Source organism: Methyloterricola oryzae, assembly GCF_000934725.1.
In the GTDB taxonomy this organism is placed as follows: domain Bacteria; phylum Pseudomonadota; class Gammaproteobacteria; order Methylococcales; family Methylococcaceae; genus Methyloterricola; species Methyloterricola oryzae.
Genome location: NZ_JYNS01000009.1, coordinates 1 through 16652 on the forward strand (window position 1 = coordinate 1; position 16652 = coordinate 16652).

General features: G+C 59.1%; 14 protein-coding genes. 10 read left to right on the forward strand and 4 right to left on the reverse strand.

Annotated elements, in window-relative coordinates; genetic code table 11:
* Positions 1-187 (reverse strand): transposase (locus EK23_RS12760; RefSeq protein WP_045225908.1); only part of this gene is annotated, 187 nt, incomplete at its 3' end.
* A 272-nt stretch (positions 188-459) separates the two neighbouring features.
* Here EK23_RS12760 and EK23_RS12765 point away from each other — a divergent pair.
* Entirely contained in the window at positions 460-1761 is a 1302-nt protein-coding gene (locus tag EK23_RS12765) for an ATP-binding protein (RefSeq protein WP_200892156.1), read from the forward strand.
* 68 nt (positions 1762-1829) lie between these two features.
* Here the strand turns inward: EK23_RS12765 and nosR are convergent, their stop codons facing one another.
* From nosR to EK23_RS12780, 3 genes are all read right to left on the reverse strand, one after another.
* Positions 1830-3206 carry a response regulator c-di-GMP phosphodiesterase, NosR family gene (nosR, locus tag EK23_RS12770; RefSeq protein ID WP_045225775.1) on the reverse strand — a complete coding sequence of 459 codons (1377 nt, stop codon included), beginning with the start codon at positions 3204-3206 and terminating at the stop codon, positions 1830-1832.
* A 91-nt stretch (positions 3207-3297) separates the two neighbouring features.
* A complete protein-coding gene (locus EK23_RS12775; RefSeq protein ID WP_145998655.1) occupies positions 3298-4164 on the reverse strand; it encodes an HDOD domain-containing protein in 867 nt (288 codons plus the stop codon).
* Between the two features lie 5 nt (positions 4165-4169).
* The gene (locus EK23_RS12780; protein ID WP_082054167.1) at positions 4170-7115 is read right to left on the reverse strand and encodes an EAL domain-containing protein; all 2946 of its coding nucleotides are present in this window, start codon (positions 7113-7115) and stop codon (positions 4170-4172) included.
* A 443-nt stretch (positions 7116-7558) separates the two neighbouring features.
* On the opposite strand from EK23_RS12780, the gene EK23_RS12785 reads away from it, so the two are divergent.
* The 9 genes from EK23_RS12785 (at position 7559) to hisD (ending at position 16416) form a co-directional block, all read left to right on the forward strand.
* Positions 7559-9355, forward strand: coding sequence for a sensor domain-containing diguanylate cyclase (locus EK23_RS12785; protein ID WP_045225776.1), 1797 nt, complete (start codon positions 7559-7561; stop codon positions 9353-9355).
* A gap of 189 nt (positions 9356-9544) precedes the next feature.
* Positions 9545-10294, forward strand: a complete 750-nt coding sequence (locus tag EK23_RS12790) for a YkgJ family cysteine cluster protein (protein WP_045225912.1) — start codon at positions 9545-9547, stop codon at positions 10292-10294.
* A gap of 164 nt (positions 10295-10458) precedes the next feature.
* On the forward strand, positions 10459-11274 hold the full coding sequence (locus EK23_RS12795) for an ATP-binding cassette domain-containing protein (protein ID WP_045225777.1): 816 nt from the start codon (positions 10459-10461) through the stop codon (positions 11272-11274).
* Positions 11275-11307: 33 nt separating this feature from the next.
* Entirely contained in the window at positions 11308-12090 is a 783-nt protein-coding gene (gene mlaE, locus EK23_RS12800; protein ID WP_045225778.1) for a lipid asymmetry maintenance ABC transporter permease subunit MlaE, read from the forward strand.
* Positions 12091-12092: 2 nt separating this feature from the next.
* Entirely contained in the window at positions 12093-12791 is a 699-nt protein-coding gene (mlaD, locus tag EK23_RS12805) for an outer membrane lipid asymmetry maintenance protein MlaD (RefSeq protein WP_082054169.1), read from the forward strand.
* 33 nt (positions 12792-12824) lie between these two features.
* Entirely contained in the window at positions 12825-13136 is a 312-nt protein-coding gene (locus EK23_RS12810; protein WP_097990965.1) for an STAS domain-containing protein, read from the forward strand.
* A 49-nt stretch (positions 13137-13185) separates the two neighbouring features.
* Complete coding sequence (murA, locus tag EK23_RS12815; protein WP_045225779.1) at positions 13186-14451, forward strand: UDP-N-acetylglucosamine 1-carboxyvinyltransferase; 1266 nt, start codon at positions 13186-13188, stop codon at positions 14449-14451.
* 10 nt (positions 14452-14461) lie between these two features.
* Entirely contained in the window at positions 14462-15103 is a 642-nt protein-coding gene (hisG, locus tag EK23_RS12820) for an ATP phosphoribosyltransferase (RefSeq protein WP_045225780.1), read from the forward strand.
* A complete protein-coding gene (hisD, locus tag EK23_RS12825; RefSeq protein WP_045225781.1) occupies positions 15103-16416 on the forward strand; it encodes a histidinol dehydrogenase in 1314 nt (437 codons plus the stop codon). Before hisG ends, hisD begins: the two co-directional genes overlap by 1 nt.
* The last annotated feature ends 236 nt before the right edge of the window (positions 16417-16652 follow it).

Sequence of the window (16652 nt, forward strand, 5' to 3'; positions counted from 1 at the left end):
CCGCCGGATATCTGGAGGCACTTACGCTGCCCGATTCGCGCAGCCAACGCCGCGCCAGGTTGGCGTTGATGCCGTGTGCCAGCGCGACCGCGGCAATTGAGGCACCGGGCTGTCGGCAGGCGTCCACCACCTGCCGCTTGAAATCAACGCTATGGAAGCGTCGGGTACGCTTGGGAGATGAGTCCATGAAAGTGTCCACTAAAAACTGAAGTGGACACTATCTTGCGCAATCCATCGGGCGCCTTACAGATGGGATTACCGGACGGATACGGTGCACATGCCTGCCAGCAAAGTAACCGAGGCCAGTTCGCTGGGGGGTCAACTATACTTTTTCCATCAGAGATCAGCGTTTAGCTTCCATCGGGGCATGCGCCGACCTGACCGATGTGAGGGTGCTGCAATGGCACTCTGTCGTAACCCCCCGTATGTGAATGACCGAGTGGTCGGGAGTGTTTTGCTGTGGCTGAACAAAGCGGATCGGTGACAGAGGTCGTGGACCGGGCTCATAACGAAGAATTTGAAGTTTATTCCTCCCCCAAGCCAACGGTAGCGGAAGAAGCGCTTCCCTCGCTGCGGCTTCAGTATCTGGTCGATAACACTCCAGCCATCATCTACTGCGCGGTACCCAGCGGCGATTTCGCCATGACCTTTGTCAGCAAGAACGCGCTCAACGTGTTGGGGTATCGACCGGAAGAAATGGTGGCGGATCCCAACTTCTGGTTCGATCACATTCATCCGGATGACGCCCCCAATATTTTTTGCAGTTTGGCCTCGTTGTTTTCCGAGGGGGAACGGGCATACGAATATCGATTCCGGATTGCCGATGGCAGTTACCTGTGGATGCATGATGCCTTGCGCCTGATCCGGGATGAGCAAGGGGCACCATTGGAGGTGATGGGGTCCATGACGGACATAACGACCCGCAAGCAAATGGAGGAGGAGCAACAGCGCCTGATTTCAGAGTTACAAACGGCCCAGGAGCAACTGCTGCAGTCGGAGAAAATGGCAGGAATTGGACAACTGGCTGCCGGCGTTGCTCATGAAATCAATAATCCGATTGGCTTCGTCTATTCCAACATGAGTTCGCTGCAGCACTATGTTGAAACGCTGTTCAGGGTGATCGAGCAGTACGAGGTAGCGACGGCGGCCGTTCCGGAACTGGTCAAACAATTTGAAGTGATTCGGAGGGACGCGGATCTGGAATTTTTGAAAGACGATATCGGGAGCCTAGTGGAGGAGTCGCGGGACGGTTTAGTGCGCGTCAAGGATATTGTCCAGGCCCTCAAGGACTTCTCGCGCGTCGGCGAGATGGAGTGGCAGGTGGCCGACTTGCACCAAGGTTTGGAAAGCACCCTGAAGATCGTTGCCAATGAACTCAAGTACAAAGCAACCATCCGTAAGGAGTTCGGAAATCTTCCGCAGATCAAGTGCCTGCCTTCCCAGTTGAATCAGGTGTTTATGAACCTGCTGGTCAACGCAGGACATGCAATCAAGGACGATGGGGTGATTACTATCCGTACGGGGACTGAGTCCGCCTGGGTATGGATTGAGATCGCTGATACCGGCTGTGGCATTGCGCCGGCCAACCTCAAGCGCATTTTCGAGCCATTTTTCACCACAAAGCCGATAGGAACTGGCACGGGGTTGGGTTTATCGCTGTCCTACGGCATCATCAACAAACATGGTGGCAAGATCGAGGTTGACTCTGAGGTCGGTAAGGGCACACGATTCGTCATCAGGCTTCCTACGACACAGGATTAGTGCCGCTTGCCGGCACTCATTGGTTAATGCCAGCTCCTCTTGGCCGGCTGTTAGCTCCATTTGTCTGCTCAAGCCCCCTGCTCTGCATCCGCGGCGTCCAAGCGGACATAGACATTCAATTTTATATCCTCGGTTTTTTCCAGACTGATGAGGTGCTCGATCTGGAATTCCGTGAGCTTTTGTCCTTTCGGCATGAGCAGGAAGCCGCCTGGTGTCACGAGGTGCCGCGCGAGGACCATACCGGGTTCCAGCCGGGCAGGCCGTATCGCCGTCATGGTTTTAGCGCTGGTGGTTTCGGGCTTTTCATCAAGGCCGCTAAGAGCGGCGCCTTTCTTGACTGCAACGAAGGCATCGACGACAGCCGGGTCGTATCGCTTGCCTTTGTGCTCCTGCATGTAGGTCAAGGCAGCCTGTGGATCATATTTTCGGTTCAGGAGTTTGCCCGAGAGCAGGCCATCATACTCGTTGGCCACGCAGATGATTCTGGCGCCCAAGGGAATCTCATCGCCTTTTATGCCTTTGGGGAATCCGCCACCGTCATAGTGTTCATGATGGGCGGAAATCAACGGCATTGCAGCTTGAAACTGCTCGAGGCCCATCAACACCGCGGCACCGCGCTGGGGGTGCTTCATGAACTCCTGCTTTTCATCCGCGGTCATGGTTGGGAAGGGGCGGTTGAGTAGGGGGGATGGTAGTCCTATGTTGCCGATATCATGCAGCAGACTGGCAAAGATGATGTCTCTGATCACGGGTTTGGAGCAATCTAATGCTTCGGCGATGTTCCGGGCATCCTCTGCCACGCGCCGTGCATGGCCGGCCAGTTCCTTCTCGCGCAGTTCAAGCAAGGAGGCAAAGGTTTTCACGGTCGCCATGAAGCCCTTTTGCAATTGGTCCTGGGCGAGTTCGAGGAAGGTGACGGTCTGCCGCAACTCCTCAGTTCTGGCGATGACTTTCCGGTCCAGGCTCGCATTCAAGGCCTTGAGTTCTTCGTTCTGCTGACGCGTCAGTTGCTCGAGTCTGCGTTTCTCCCGCTCCAGTTTCTTTTGGTCGAGGGCGTGCCTTACGACCAGCAGGATGTCATGCTCCTCCCAGGGTTTGGTGATGTATTGATAGATCTGTCCCTGATTGATGGCTTCTATGGTCGATTCCATGTCCGCGTAGCCGGTCAGCAAGATGCGCACAATCTCCGGGTAGTTCTGGCGCACCTTGCCAAGAAACTCTGCACCGCTCATGTTGGGCATGCGCATGTCGGAGATGACCAGATCGACACTTTCGCGCTCAAGCAGGGTTAGGCCATCCTGCCCGGAGGGCGCGCTCAGAATGCGATAACCGTGGGGACGGAAGAGCCGCGTGAGCGATTTCAGGACACTGGCTTCATCATCCACCAGCAACAGGGTGTCCAAATGCTCGGACCGGCTATCTGATTCTTTCGTTTCCGTTTCCATGGCCGTACTCGCTTAGCCTAGTTACCCGAAATGCCGCTGAACCGTGCCCGTACAGTGAGCAATTTGTCGGACCGCAACCGCTGAGTCACTTTTAGGGCCACAGCAGCGATTGCAATTGAGCACAACTGCTTCTGGCCAATTCGTTCAGTGCGTCGGCCTCGGCGCCCGCCAAATCCATCATTTCCAACGCGTAGCGATAATCTTCCGAATGTAAGGCCTCAGGCAATTGGTCGCGCTCCAGTTCGTCGCCTATCACATTGGCCAGATAGACCACGGCATTAAGGGACATTGCGGTCTCGCGGGTCGGTCGTTCATGGTGGCTGCGGATAGCGTTTTTTATCGCAATGGGAAAATTCCAGCGCTCGGCCACCTGTTCACCCAGCGTCATGTGGTCCATGCCGATTACGTGCCGCTCCGCCTCGATAAGACTGACATTATTCTTGCTCTGAAAAGTTAAAATGCGGGCATACCACTCCTGAAAGCGGCAGCCCAGAACCAGATGGCCGATGTCGTGCAACAAGCCTGCGGTGAATGCCGCTTCTTTGCTGATACCCGCATGGCCGGCGATCGTTCGCGCACACGTTGCGACCACCAGGCTGCGGCACCAGAATTCTGCCGGCTGGAATGAGCCGTTTTCGAATGGAATAACCCGAGGGAAGCAGGCGCTAACAACCAACTCACGGATGCGATCGATGCCCACCAGAATCAGCGCTTCTCTTAGTGAGGCGATCTGTCGGGGCATTCCGAAGAAGGGCGAATTGGCTACCCGCAATAACCGCGCCGAAAGTGGCGGGTCTTGACCGATCTTCTCGACGAGTTGGGTGGCGGCGGCACTTTGATCATCCAGATGTGCGAGGGCATCCATCAAAACGGCGGGCAACGAGGGCAAGTCGCCTACGCCGGCAAGGATTTCGGTCGCTGGAACGCCGTTGGCTACAGCTCTGGACGAAGAATTCATTTCGATCACCCCTCGCTGCCGGAGACGGGTAGAAACATGACAATAGTCCCTTTGGAACGACTGCTTTCACCCATGGTATGCATAAAAACTTGGTACTCGTGCTCGTTCTCCAGGCGCACCTTTCCCGCATCCACCAATGCGCCGCCTGATTCGGGAGTGTTCTGCACTAGCGGCAGAATGGATGGGGGAAAGCGACCGTCTGCCGTGTCTCCAAGTAAGCCGCCCTGGAAAAGACTATCGGCCTGTCGGTTGGAGAAAGCAATCATGCCGTGCTCGTCTATTCCGACGATGCCGATAGGCAGAGACTCCAGTATTTCCTGCGAAACCTGCAGCATACCGATGTTGTGCGCAATTTCCTGCACCTTCTCCGCTACTTGCTGCTCAAGCGATCGATTGATGCGTGACAGAGCGTCATTGGCCAGGCGCAACTCATCGGTGAGGCGCTGATTTTCCTGCTCCATCTTGAAGCGGCGGAATGCCTCATTGACGTTTTCCCTCAACTGTTCATCCTCCCAAGGCTTGGTGAGGAACTTGTAGATGGCGCCTTCATTGATGGCCGAAGTGACGGAATCCAGTTCGGTGTAGCCGGAAAGGACGATACGGATGGTTCTCGGATAGAGTTCCTTGACGCGACGTAGAAACTCCACCCCGGTCATTTCGGGCATGCGCTGGTCGGAGATGATCACCCCGACTTCCTCTCTGGCGAGGATGTCAAGTCCCTCGCGGGCACTGTTCGCCATGAGGACTCGGTATCCATCCAGCCGCAAGGTTCGCCACAGCGCGCGAAGCAGGCTGGGTTCGTCATCCACGAGCAGCAGTGCGGGTTGTTGTTCGGGACTGCTCATATTCGAATTTCCTGGATCGGCAAATTTTTTCAATATCTCCGTACATGTCTCGGGCGGAACGGGGGGGCTTATGAGGTAACCTTGGATCCCATCGCAGCCGTGGCGGAGTAGAAAGGTTTTCTGCATGTCCGTCTCGACACCCTCCGCTATAACCCTGAGTTTCAATCCGTGCCCCATGGATATCACGGCGCGCGTGACCGCAGCATCTTCCGGCTGGGTCGTCACATTCGTAATGAAAGACCGATCAATCTTGACCTTGGTAACCGGGAAGCGCCGCAAATAGCTCAAGCTGGAATATCCCGTGCCAAAATCATCGACCGATACTTGCAGACCCAATTCGCGAAGCTTAAAGAGCGCCCTGGATACATCGTCGGGATTGCTCATCAGGGAACTCTCCGTTAACTCGAGTTCGAGGTAGCGAGGGTCCAAGCCGGTTTCACTAAGGATAGTCTTTATTGCGCCAACCAGGTCGGGCTGTCGAAATTGATGAGCCGACAAGTTAACGGCCACAGTGATGGAGGGGTGTCCCCGCTGATGCCATGCGACGGCTTGCCGGCAGGCCTCGCGCAGGACCCATTCACCCAACGCAATGATCAATCCGCTCTCTTCGGCGGCAGGAATGAACTCGGCAGGAGATATCCAGCCCAATTGGGGGTGCTGCCAGCGCAGAAGACTTTCTACTCCTGTAATTCGGCCCGAAGCCAGTTCCAACTGCGGCTGATAATACAAACACAATTCCTGGCGCTCGAACGCCAGTCGGAGATCGTGCTCCAGCAGTCGGTGCCGGCTGGCAGCCTCATTCATGTTCTGGGCGAAGAATCTGCAGTTGTTCCGGCCCTCCAGCTTTGCCTGATGCATGGAGATAGCCGCGTTTTGCACCAGGAGTTCCGGGTCATCGCCGTCCGATGGATATACCGCAATGCCAAGGCTGGCGGTGACACTTTGTGGTGCCGGTGCCATGGGAAATGGAACGGCGAGACATGCTTTGAAGTGAGCAACCGACTGGGAAATCGATGGGGTATCCTGCACACCTTTCAGCAGCATAGCGAACTCGTCGCTGCCGATCCGGGCCAGAGTATCACCGGCACGCAGGGACGCACTGAGTCGGTCGGCGGTTTCCTTCAATATTGCGTCTCCGACGGCGTAGCCCAGGCTCTCGTTGATAACCTTGAGCCGATCGATCCCGAAATAGAGGACTGCGCATTGAGTCCCGGCGGCGGCACTCTGCGCCATGGCCTGACCGACTTTGTCAATCAAGAGGGCTCGGTTGGGTATTCCGCACAGTTCGTCGTGGGTCGCGAGATACAACAAGCGCTCTTCTGCTTCCTTGCGCTCCGTTATATCGTTGAGTATGCCGATGTAGTGGGTAACATGGCCGCGGTCGTCCTGAATGGGCGAAAGCGCTATTTCGTTCCAAACTAAGCGGCCGTCCTTCACACGAGTGCTAATGACCGCGTGTCCATCGCACTGATGACTGAAGGTGTCCCGGATTTTCACGAGTTCCGGCTGATTTTGCTTGCTTTCCAGAATGACCGTGACATTTTGCCCCACCGATTCATCGGGCGAGGAGCCGGTCACCGCTTCGAAGGCCGGGTTTGCGTAGATAATGGGGTGCCCTTCCTGGCGGGAATCAATGATGATGATCGGCGTCTTGCTGCAGTCCAGGGCCTTCTTGAACAGGTCACCATGGGCGAGTTTGTTAGTGTCGTGGGTATCCTCGGCACGCATGAAAGCGAATAAAGCCGGCCCGTTACTAACTGGCCGAAGGGAAACGACGGTTGCTGAAGCCTGTACGCGATAACCGTCCCGGTGTGTCAGAACGACGGTCCCTTGCCAGTTTCCGCCACTGCTTGCCAGAGATGCCAGCAAATCTTCAAAGGAGGCGCTGGCGTCTGCTAACTTCAAATTGTCGAGCCGTGCTCCGAAAATGTCCTCGTCGGCGGGAAAACCCAGCATTCTGCGTCCTGTCGGATTCATGTAGTGAATGTTCCGGCTCGCATCGAAAATCACAAATATGCCTTTCATGGCATTGGCGATGCCGACGTATGCGCTATCCGGCTGGTCAGATACTGCGGGGGTCGGCCTATCGGGTTTGTCTGGGCGCATCCAATCACTCTCTGAAGTTTTGATAACAGCGCTCTGCTTTCAGGTGAGCCAAGGGCGCGGGACTTGTATGGCTTGTCGAATGCTTGAATTCCTCGGTTTTGGCCAGCGTCAGCCCGACTTGGCTTCTTGTGCCAGCGATCTGTGCGCGGCCTGACGAAGGCGCCGCACGGATCGAACATTTTTTCGGAAAGCAACCGCAAGGGTTCTCTAAACTGGAAATTGCCGGACGAGCGCGCGCTTTGGACTTCTAACACGCGAAGCTATTGATCTTGAAATATAGTCCAGAAGTTTCAGCAAGCTGTTCTGCCGGGTATTGGCACTGCGGGCTTTTTTGCGTCGAGGATGAGAGCCGCGGTAATGGCAAGCAAGGGGCCGATTAGCTGACATACTTACACTAGTGCGCCTGCATGCGCATCGAGCCCTCGAGCCAACCATTTCCGCTGATGAACGTCTTCAGTGCGGTCGTATTGAATTCATCCGATCTGCGGTGCTTTCTTTCGCAAGCGCCGGTATTAGATGCCGTGCAGGCAGCGTCGAATAGCCTGGTCCAGTTCTATGTGGGCAGCAGTGACGTCGCCGACGTCCAGTGCCTCGCAAAAGTGGTCGCGGAGATCATCCCCCACGCTGTCGTGGTCGGGGCGTCCTCGGCGGGCGAAATCTGTCAGGGTAGCGTGTCGCAGGGGACCATCCTGGTCTCCGTCGCAAGTTTTGCGTCGAGCCAGCTTTCCAGTTTTGGCGCGCCATGCAGCGCAGGGCAGGAGTTTGAGGCGGGACAATCGGCAGGCATTGCTTTCAAAGCGATTCCGCACCTGCGCGGGATCTTGTTGCTGGCGCCGCCAACACGGCTTGATTGCGCGCGAATCCTGGCCGGCCTGCAATCAGTCCTGCCGGATATAACGGTATTTGGGGGCGGAGCCGCCGACTCCGGCCATGACAGGATACCGCGCGTGTTTCTGGGTACGGATGTCTATGAGTCGGGGGTGGTCGCGGTCGCGCTTGCCGGCTCTGACCTGTGGCTGGAACACCATGTGATCTCGGGGTGGAAGGCCCTGGGGCCGAGCATGACCCTGACCGATGTCAGGGGGTTTGAGGTGTGCAGCATCGACGGCCGACCCGCGGTTGAAATGTATCGAAGATACTTGCGTATCGAGCCGGATGACCAGGATATCTTCCTGCTCGAATTTCCCCTGCTCATCGATCGTGGCGGAGTCCCCATTGCACGCAATCCTGTTGCCATGCATAAAGATGGATCGGTGGAGCTGGTGGCCGATGTGCGCGCGGGAGAAATTGCGCGCTTGGCGTACCTGGATATCGATGCGGTGCTCGCACGGGTACGCGGGCTTGTGGCGGAACTGGAACTGGCGGGCGCAGAAGCGCTGTTTCTGTATTCCTGCGTCTGCCGCCGCTTTACCCTGCAGCAGGATGTGGAGTTCGAGACACGCCCTTTTCGGACGATTGCGCCGGTGTCCGGGTTCTTCACTTACGGAGAGTTCTGTAGGCTGGGGCAGCAATTGCAGATTTTGAATTCGAGCCAGGTTGTGGTCGCCATGCGCGAGAGCGAGGCCAGGCCGGTCGGGCGTATGACCAGCGAATGGGCCCGGGCCGAAGAGGACAAGTACAGCTTCCGCCATTCCCGCATCACCAGTCGCCTTTTCGCGCTGGTTTCGGCATTGACCGACGAACTGGAACAGAGCAACAGCCTGCTACGCTTCCTGTCAGAGCACGATGCGCTGACCGGGGCGCTGAATCGCCGCTCTATGGACGACAATCTTGCGACCGAGTGGCAGCGTTCCCATCGCTATGGCTATGAATTTTCCGTGTTGATGCTGGATCTGGACAACTTCAAGCGCCTGAACGACGAATATGGGCATGCGGTGGGCGATTCCGTGCTGGGCCAATTCGGACGCGTGGTGCAGGGCAGCATCCGCGCCAGCGATTCCTTTTATCGTTATGGCGGGGAAGAGTTTCTTGTGCTGCTGCCTGAAACGGCGACAGTGGGTGCGTTGGAAGTGGCGGAAAAGATTCGTGCGGCTGTTGAATTCATGCATCAGGATAGAGGGGTTGCACTGCCCGCGGTGACCTGCTCGGTCGGAGTGGCTTGTTCTCCCGAGGATGGCGCCCAGGTCCAGACGCTACTGAAGGAGGCAGACCGGGCGCTTTACCGGGCCAAGGCAGAAGGACGCAACCGTATCGCGCGCTCGCCGTTTTCGGCCGAGCACGACCGCTTCGGCAAGAACTAAGCCTTAGACCGAAGGCTCTCGACGCGGCTGGTGCGTCGGCGCGCATCATGTCTCAGTGAAGAAAATCCTGATGCAGGAGCAAAGCTGCCACTCCCGTAAGGCGTGGAACGTTGATCCGTGCCGAAGGAAAAAATTGCAGCGTGGCCCGGACTAATTACCATGCATATAGTGGGTTATTTGGGGGCTTCGATGGGGACTCATTTACGCGAAGATTACGGTGCGCTGGCCTTTTTCAAGGCACAGAAGCACGCATTTGCCGATACGCTAAAGCGGGGAGCCGCGCGAGAGAGCCTGGTGGACGCCCTGTTGGGCCAGGCCTACGATAGTTTCGAGCGCAATGTGGAGATCCAGGGGGATGGACTGCCGCCCCTGGCGTGCCACAAGGGCTGCGCCACCTGTTGCACGCTGCGCGTGACCGCCACGGCGCCCGAAGTACTGATGATCGGCCGTTATATCCGCTGGAGCGCGGGTGCACTGCGGGAGATGGAAATCGACTTGGTGGAGCGGATCTACTCCGCCGATGTAAAGACGCGGGGACTTGACGAAGGCGATCGCGTAAAGCTGCGGCTGCGCTGCCCCTATATACACAAGGGCAACTGCCTGATTTACCAAGTAAGGCCGTTGGCCTGCCGCGGACATGCTTCCTATGACGTCCGCACCTGTGTCGAGGCTGCAGGCGGTCGAATTGCCGAAGTGCCCTACTCCCTGCCGCACATGACCGTGCGCAGCCTGGTTCAGAATGCCATGCAGGCAGCCTTGCGCGACGCGGGGCTGGCTTTTGGCCTGTACGAACTGAATCACGCCGTGGTTCTGGAATTGCAGGATGGGCAGGCCTGCGCCGGATGGCTGGCGGGGGCCGATATCTTCGCATCCGCCCGGGTGCACGAGGTCAGCGACGAGGAGATGGCCCGCACTTACGATTCCCTCAACGCGCTGTAGAACAGCGTCCCGAGCGGCCTTCGGGGCGCTCGTCATTGTCCTCTGGATAGGTTGCGGACTGGCGTGCGCTCAGCCCGCACATCCCCGCATGGCAATCGAGTTGACTCCCATCATGGAAGTCATGGAGAATGCCATCTTTTTTATACCGAAAACCAATTCGCCTCATGACGGATCTTTTTGCCGAAGAAGACATCCTGGTGTCCATTCGCGACCTGGTGTTCTTTCGCGGCGGCAGGAAGATTTTCGACGGAATCAACATGGACATTCCGCGCGGCAAGGTCACGGCGATCATGGGACCCAGTGGCACCGGCAAGACCACCTTGCTGAAGCTGATCGGCGGCCAGTTGCGGCCCGCGCGCGGCACCGTCCATGTGGATGGCGAATGGGTACATGGTCTCAAGCTCGGCGAGCTTTACGAATTGCGCAAACGCATGGGCATGCTGTTCCAGAGCGGCGCCCTGCTGACCGATCTTAATGTGTTCGAGAATGTCGCATTCCCCTTGCGCGAGCATACCCGGCTGCCTGAATCGATCATCCGCACCGTGGTGCTGATGAAGCTGCACGCCGTGGGCCTGCGCGGCGCGCGGGACCTGATGCCGAGCCAGCTCTCCGGCGGCATGGCGCGGCGGGTGGCGCTGGCCCGCGCCATCGCGCTGGATCCCATGATGATCATGTACGATGAACCCTTTACGGGACAGGACCCTATCTCCATGGGCGTGCTGGTCAAGCTCATTCGCACCTTGAACCTGGAACTGGGGCTGACCAGCATTGTCGTGTCCCATGACGTAAAGGAAACGGCCTCCATCGCCGATTACATCTACCTGATTTCCGATGGCAAAGTGGTCGGACAGGGGACCCCCGCCGAAATCGAGGCGTCCGGTTCACCCTGGGTCGATCAGTTCATGCATGGTTTGGCGGACGGCCCTGTGTCGTTTCATTATCCTGCACCCGATTACGCGGCGGATTTGCTGCGTCCTTGAAACCTGCCCCCATCGGTTGCTGATTCCGCATCTATGTTTCTGACTCCACTGCAACATCTCGGGCGTGCCACTTTGGTGGCCCTGCGCAAGCTGGGGCGCGCGAACCTGTTTTTGCTGCACATTCTGTCCGGTTTGCCCGATGTGCTGAGGCGGCCCATGCTGCTGGTGGCGCAGGTCTACTCGGTCGGCGTGCTCAGCATCCTCATCGTAGGCATCTCCGGCCTGTTTGTCGGCATGGTGCTGGCGCTCCAAGGCTACTACGTGCTCTCCGATTTCGGGGCCGAACAGACCCTGGGCGTGATGGTGGCCGCCTCCCTGGTTCGCGAACTAGGGCCTGTCGTTACGGCCCTGCTGTTTTCAGGGCGCGCCGGGTCCGCATTGACGGCGGAGATCGGCCTGATGAAGGCGACGGAGCAACTGTCCGGCATGGAAATGATGGCGGTGGATCCGATCAAGCGCATCATCGCGCCGCGCTTGTTCGCTGGCGTGGTTTCCATGCCGCTGCTCGCGGCGATCTTCATCATGGTGGGCGTCATCGGCGGGTTCTTCGTCGGCGTCGGCCTGTTGGGGGTGGACGATGGCGCCTTCTGGTCGCAGATGCGCGCCAAGATCGATTTTTATGATGATGTGATCAACGGCATCATCAAGAGTTTGGTGTTCGGGGTGGTGGTGACCTGGATTGCGGTGTTCGAGGGCTATAACGCCCTGCCCACCTCCGAGGGGGTGAGCCGTGCAACGACCCGGTCCGTGGTCAATTCGGCCTTTGCCGTGCTCGGTTGGGACTTCGTGCTCACCGCCCTGATGTTTGGAGACTAGCGATGCAGCAAGCGAAAGTATTGGAAACCTGGGTGGGCGTGTTCGTGGCTTTGGGCATCGTGGCCCTTTTCTTCATGGCCATGCAGGTCAGCAACCTGGGCGAGATCAGAACCGATGCCAAGAATTACCGGATCACCGCGCGTTTTTCCAATGCCGGTAGTCTGAAGGCGCGGGCGCCGGTCTCCATGGCCGGCGTGCGTCTGGGCAGGGTGGAATCCATCCGCTTCGACAAGGAAAGCTACGACGCGGTGGTCGAGATGCGCATCGACGCCCAGTATGACAGCCTGCCCGCCGACACCACCGCGAGCATTCTGACCCAGGGCCTGTTGGGTGAGCAGTACGTGGGGTTGACCCCGGGCGCCGACAGCGAATACCTGAAGGACGGCGACGAATTGGAGCTGACCCAGTCGGCCCTGGTGCTGGAGGAGGTGATCAGCCGCTTCCTGTTCAACAAGGCCGAAGGCGACGGCAAGCCCAAGGGGGAGGGGGCTGACGCGGAGGATGCCAAGCCGGTCGACGTTCAACCGACAGCAGCCATTCCCTCTAGTACGCCCGCGCCGCATGCCAAGCCACCAGCGAAGCCGGCTGAGGGCGGTGGCCGGGCTAACGTGCATCCCAAGGCGGAGGCCAAGGCGGGCGGTCCTGGGAAGAGCGACGCCAAGGCGGGTACGCCGGCGCGAAAAAATGCTGTCAAGCCGTAACCCGGGGGCGCGTGCTGTGTTTCAGTGGTGCGCATGAACAGTCGTCCCGAACTGTTCTCCCTGCAGGAAATGCAGCCCGGCCGCTTTCTGCTCAAGGGGGAATTGACCTTCAGGTCGGCGCAAGTCGCGCTGCGTCAGGTGGACGAGGCCTTCGACGCTCACCCCCGCGTTATCTTCGATCTGGGCGGCATCAGCCGGGCCGACAGTGCCGGCGTCGGCATCATGCTGGCCTGGCTGGCGCGGGTGCGTCAAACTGGCGCGCGCCTTAAGTTTGTGAACATGCCGGAGCAGCTCATGGCCATCGCCCACGTGGCGGGCGTAGACGGCCTGCTGCACAGTGACTGATCAACCGCACTTTGCGTGTGCAATGTAGCACGCCTCGAGAACGACACTCATGGACAAATTACTGATTTCAGGCGGAACCCCGCTTTCAGGCGATCTGCGCGTTTCCGGCGCCAAGAACGCCGCCCTGCCAATTCTGGCTGGCGCCCTGCTGTCGGAGGGGGCCGTCACCATCGGCAATGTGCCGCACCTGCACGATATCACGACCACCATGGAATTGCTGGGCCGCATGGGGGTCCATCTGGTGGTGGACGAAAAGCTCAATATCGAGGTGGATGCCAGCACCATCAAGAGCTTTTATGCGCCCTACGAGATGGTCAAGACCATGCGTGCCTCCATCCTGGTGCTAGGCCCCCTGGTCGCGCGCTTCGGGCGTGCCGAAGTGTCGCTGCCGGGCGGTTGCGCCATCGGCACGCGCCCGGTCAACTTGCACCTGCAGGGTCTGGCCGCCATGGGGGCGGATATCAGCGTCCGTAATGGCTACATCCATGCCACCGCCAAGCGCCTGAAGGGCTGCCGACTGGTGCTGGACCAGATTACCGTGACCGGCACCGAGAACCTCATGATGGCTGCGGCGTTGGCCGAGGGAACCACCATCATCGAGAACGCGGCTCGCGAGCCGGAGGTTGTCGATCTGGCCGATTTTCTCAATGAAATGGGCGCCAAGGTTTACGGTGCCGGCACCGATATCCTCGAAATCGAGGGGGTTCAGGCGCTCAGCGGCAAAGGCTTGCACTACAACATCCTGCCTGACCGCATCGAGAGCGGGACCTACCTCGTGGCGGCCGCCATGACCGGCGGGCGCATCCGCTTGAAAAACACCCGTCCGGATCTTCTGGACGCGGTGCTGATCAAGCTGCGCGAGGCCGGCGCTCACATTGACTGCGGCGAGAACTGGATCGAACTGGATATGCGCGGACAAAGGCCGAAGTCGGTTTCCCTGCGCACGGCGCCCTATCCGGCGTTTCCCACGGACATGCAGGCCCAGTTCACGGCCATGAACTGCATCGCGGAAGGCACGGCGACCATTACCGAGACCGTGTTCGAGAACCGCTTCATGCACGTCCAGGAGATGCAGCGCATGGGCGCCAACATCAAGCTGGAATCCAACACCGCCATCGTCACCGGCGTCAGCCGGTTGACAGGCGCGCCCGTCATGGCCACGGACCTGCGCGCCTCCGCCAGCCTGGTGCTGGCGGGGCTGGTGGCGGAAGGGCAGACCATCGTGGAGCGCATCTACCATATCGACCGCGGCTACGAGTGCATCGAGGAAAAGTTGTCCCAGCTCGGCGCCGAGATCAAGCGTATTCCCAGCTAGGGCCCGCCATATGCTGACCATTGCCATTTCCAAGGGCCGCATCTACGACGATACCGTGCCCTTGCTGCGGGCCGCAGGCATCGAGCCCACCCTGGACCCTGACAAGAGCCGCAAGCTGATCCTGCCGACACAGCGGGAGGATGTGCGGCTGCTGGTGATCCGCGCCACCGATGTGCCGACCTATGTGGAATACGGCGCCGCCGACCTGGGGATCGCCGGCAAGGACGTGCTGGTGGAATACGGTGCTGAGGGACTGTACGAGCCCTTGGACCTGGGGATCGCGCGCTGCCGCATGATGACCGCCGCGCGCGTAGGGTATCATCCACAGGGCAAGCGCCTGCGCGTGGCCACCAAGTATGTGCACACCACCCAGCGCTATTTCGCCAAGCGAGGCGAACAAGTCGAGATCATCAAGCTTTACGGCTCGATGGAACTGGCGCCGCTGGTGGGCCTGGCCGATCTGATCGTGGACCTGGTGGATACCGGTAACACCTTGAAGGCCAATGGCCTGGAACCCAGGGACCTGATCATGGACATCTCCAGCCGCCTGGTGGTGAACAAGGCGGCCATGAAAACCAAGCACCGGCATGTGCGGGGGCTGGTGGAAGAATTGACTCGCATCGTTTCCAATCAACGTAGTGTGGCGGCGTAATGACTGACAGCGAAAACCTCCTGACACGGCTGGATTATTCTGCGGCGGACTTCTGGCAGCGGCTGGACCATCTGTTGGCTTGGGATGAGAGCGAGGATGCGGCCATCCATACCCGTGTCAGAGAGATCATTGCACGGGTGCGCAGCGAAGGCGACGCCGCCTTGCTGGACTACACGCGGCAGTTCGATCGTTTCGAGGCAAAGAACGCCGCTGAACTTGAACTTCCCAAGGAGGCACTGCGCGCAGCCTGGGAGGGCCTTCCGCGCGAGCAGGCCGACGCGCTGGAGAAGGCGGCGGAACGTATCCGCGCCTACGCCGAGCACCAGAAGATGAGTTCCTGGAGCTACACCGAGGCGGACGGCACCCTGCTCGGCCAGCAAGTGACGCCATTGGACCGTGCCGGCGTCTACGTGCCGGGGGGCAAGGCCGCTTACCCTTCGTCGGTGTTGATGAATGTGATTCCGGCCAAAGTCGCCGGGGTGCCGGAAATCGTTATGGTGGTTCCGACACCGGGCGGTGAGTTGAACGAATTGGTGCTGGCGGCTGCCTATCTGGCCGGCGTCGATCGCGCCTTCCGCATCGGTGGCGCGCAGGCGGTCGCCGCTCTGGCCTACGGTACGGAGTCGGTGCCGAAGGTCGATAAGGTCGTGGGTCCCGGCAATATCTATGTCGCCACCGCCAAGCAATTGGTATTCGGTCAGGTCGGCATCGACATGATCGCGGGTCCCTCGGAAATACTGGTGATCAGCGACGGCGTGACCGATCCCGACTGGATCGCCATGGACCTGTTCTCCCAGGCCGAGCACGACGAGGACGCCCAGGCGATCCTGGTCACCGACAATCCCGAGCACCTGACGGCGGTACATGCCAGCATCGCCCGGCTGCTCCCGGGGATGGAGCGGCGCGAGGTGATCGCCACCTCGTTGCGAAGGCGTGGCGCCCTCATCCAGGTCGCCAGTCTGGCCGACGCGGCAAAGGTCGCCAACCGCATCGCCCCGGAGCATCTGGAACTGTCCGTGGCCGAACCCAAGGCGCTCCTGAGCCAGATCCGCAACGCGGGTGCCGTCTTCATGGGCAGCTACACCGCCGAAGCCCTGGGTGATTATTGCGCAGGACCGAACCATGTGCTGCCCACTTCGGGCACGGCACGCTTTTCCTCGCCCCTCGGTGTGTATGACTTCCAGAAACGTTCCAGCCTGATATTCTGCTCGCGTGAGGGTGCGGATCAACTGGCGCGAACCTCTTCGATTCTGGCCCGCGGCGAGGGCCTCACAGCGCACGCCCGTTCCGCAGAGTATCGAATCCGGGACTGACGCCGTTTCGACACATCCTGCCAAACGGCCCGGCGCGCCTTCGGCAGGGCATCCCATTTCCCCTTGACACCCGGGCAATCCGAGCCGGCCGGCTTTGTGCTGAATTTGGGCAACCAGCTCTTTGCTTGGCGGCCGTGGATTGTCTCGGTGCTTGGATTTCCCATACAATAAGAAACAAAACGTTTCCTTTGAATAAGAAGAACGAAGGCAGTTCAGGACTTCCGATGGAGCAGCTC

What these genes read in the sequence shown, in the direction of transcription:
- nosR (WP_045225775.1), bottom strand. Translation starts at nt 3,206, where the DNA reads ATGGAAACGGAAACGAAAGAATCAGATAGCCGGTCCGAGCATTTGGAC.
- EK23_RS12775 (WP_145998655.1), bottom strand. Translation starts at nt 4,164, where the DNA reads ATGAATTCTTCGTCCAGAGCTGTAGCCAACGGCGTTCCAGCGACCGAA.
- mlaE (WP_045225778.1), top strand. Translation starts at nt 11,308, where the DNA reads ATGTTTCTGACTCCACTGCAACATCTCGGGCGTGCCACTTTGGTGGCC.
- EK23_RS12780 (WP_082054167.1), bottom strand. Translation starts at nt 7,115, where the DNA reads ATGCGCCCAGACAAACCCGATAGGCCGACCCCCGCAGTATCTGACCAG.
- EK23_RS12810 (WP_097990965.1), top strand. Translation starts at nt 12,825, where the DNA reads ATGAACAGTCGTCCCGAACTGTTCTCCCTGCAGGAAATGCAGCCCGGC.
- murA (WP_045225779.1), top strand. Translation starts at nt 13,186, where the DNA reads ATGGACAAATTACTGATTTCAGGCGGAACCCCGCTTTCAGGCGATCTG.
- EK23_RS12785 (WP_045225776.1), top strand. Translation starts at nt 7,559, where the DNA reads ATGAACGTCTTCAGTGCGGTCGTATTGAATTCATCCGATCTGCGGTGC.
- mlaD (WP_082054169.1), top strand. Translation starts at nt 12,093, where the DNA reads ATGCAGCAAGCGAAAGTATTGGAAACCTGGGTGGGCGTGTTCGTGGCT.
- hisD (WP_045225781.1), top strand. Translation starts at nt 15,103, where the DNA reads ATGACTGACAGCGAAAACCTCCTGACACGGCTGGATTATTCTGCGGCG.
- EK23_RS12795 (WP_045225777.1), top strand. Translation starts at nt 10,459, where the DNA reads ATGACGGATCTTTTTGCCGAAGAAGACATCCTGGTGTCCATTCGCGAC.
- hisG (WP_045225780.1), top strand. Translation starts at nt 14,462, where the DNA reads ATGCTGACCATTGCCATTTCCAAGGGCCGCATCTACGACGATACCGTG.
- EK23_RS12790 (WP_045225912.1), top strand. Translation starts at nt 9,545, where the DNA reads ATGGGGACTCATTTACGCGAAGATTACGGTGCGCTGGCCTTTTTCAAG.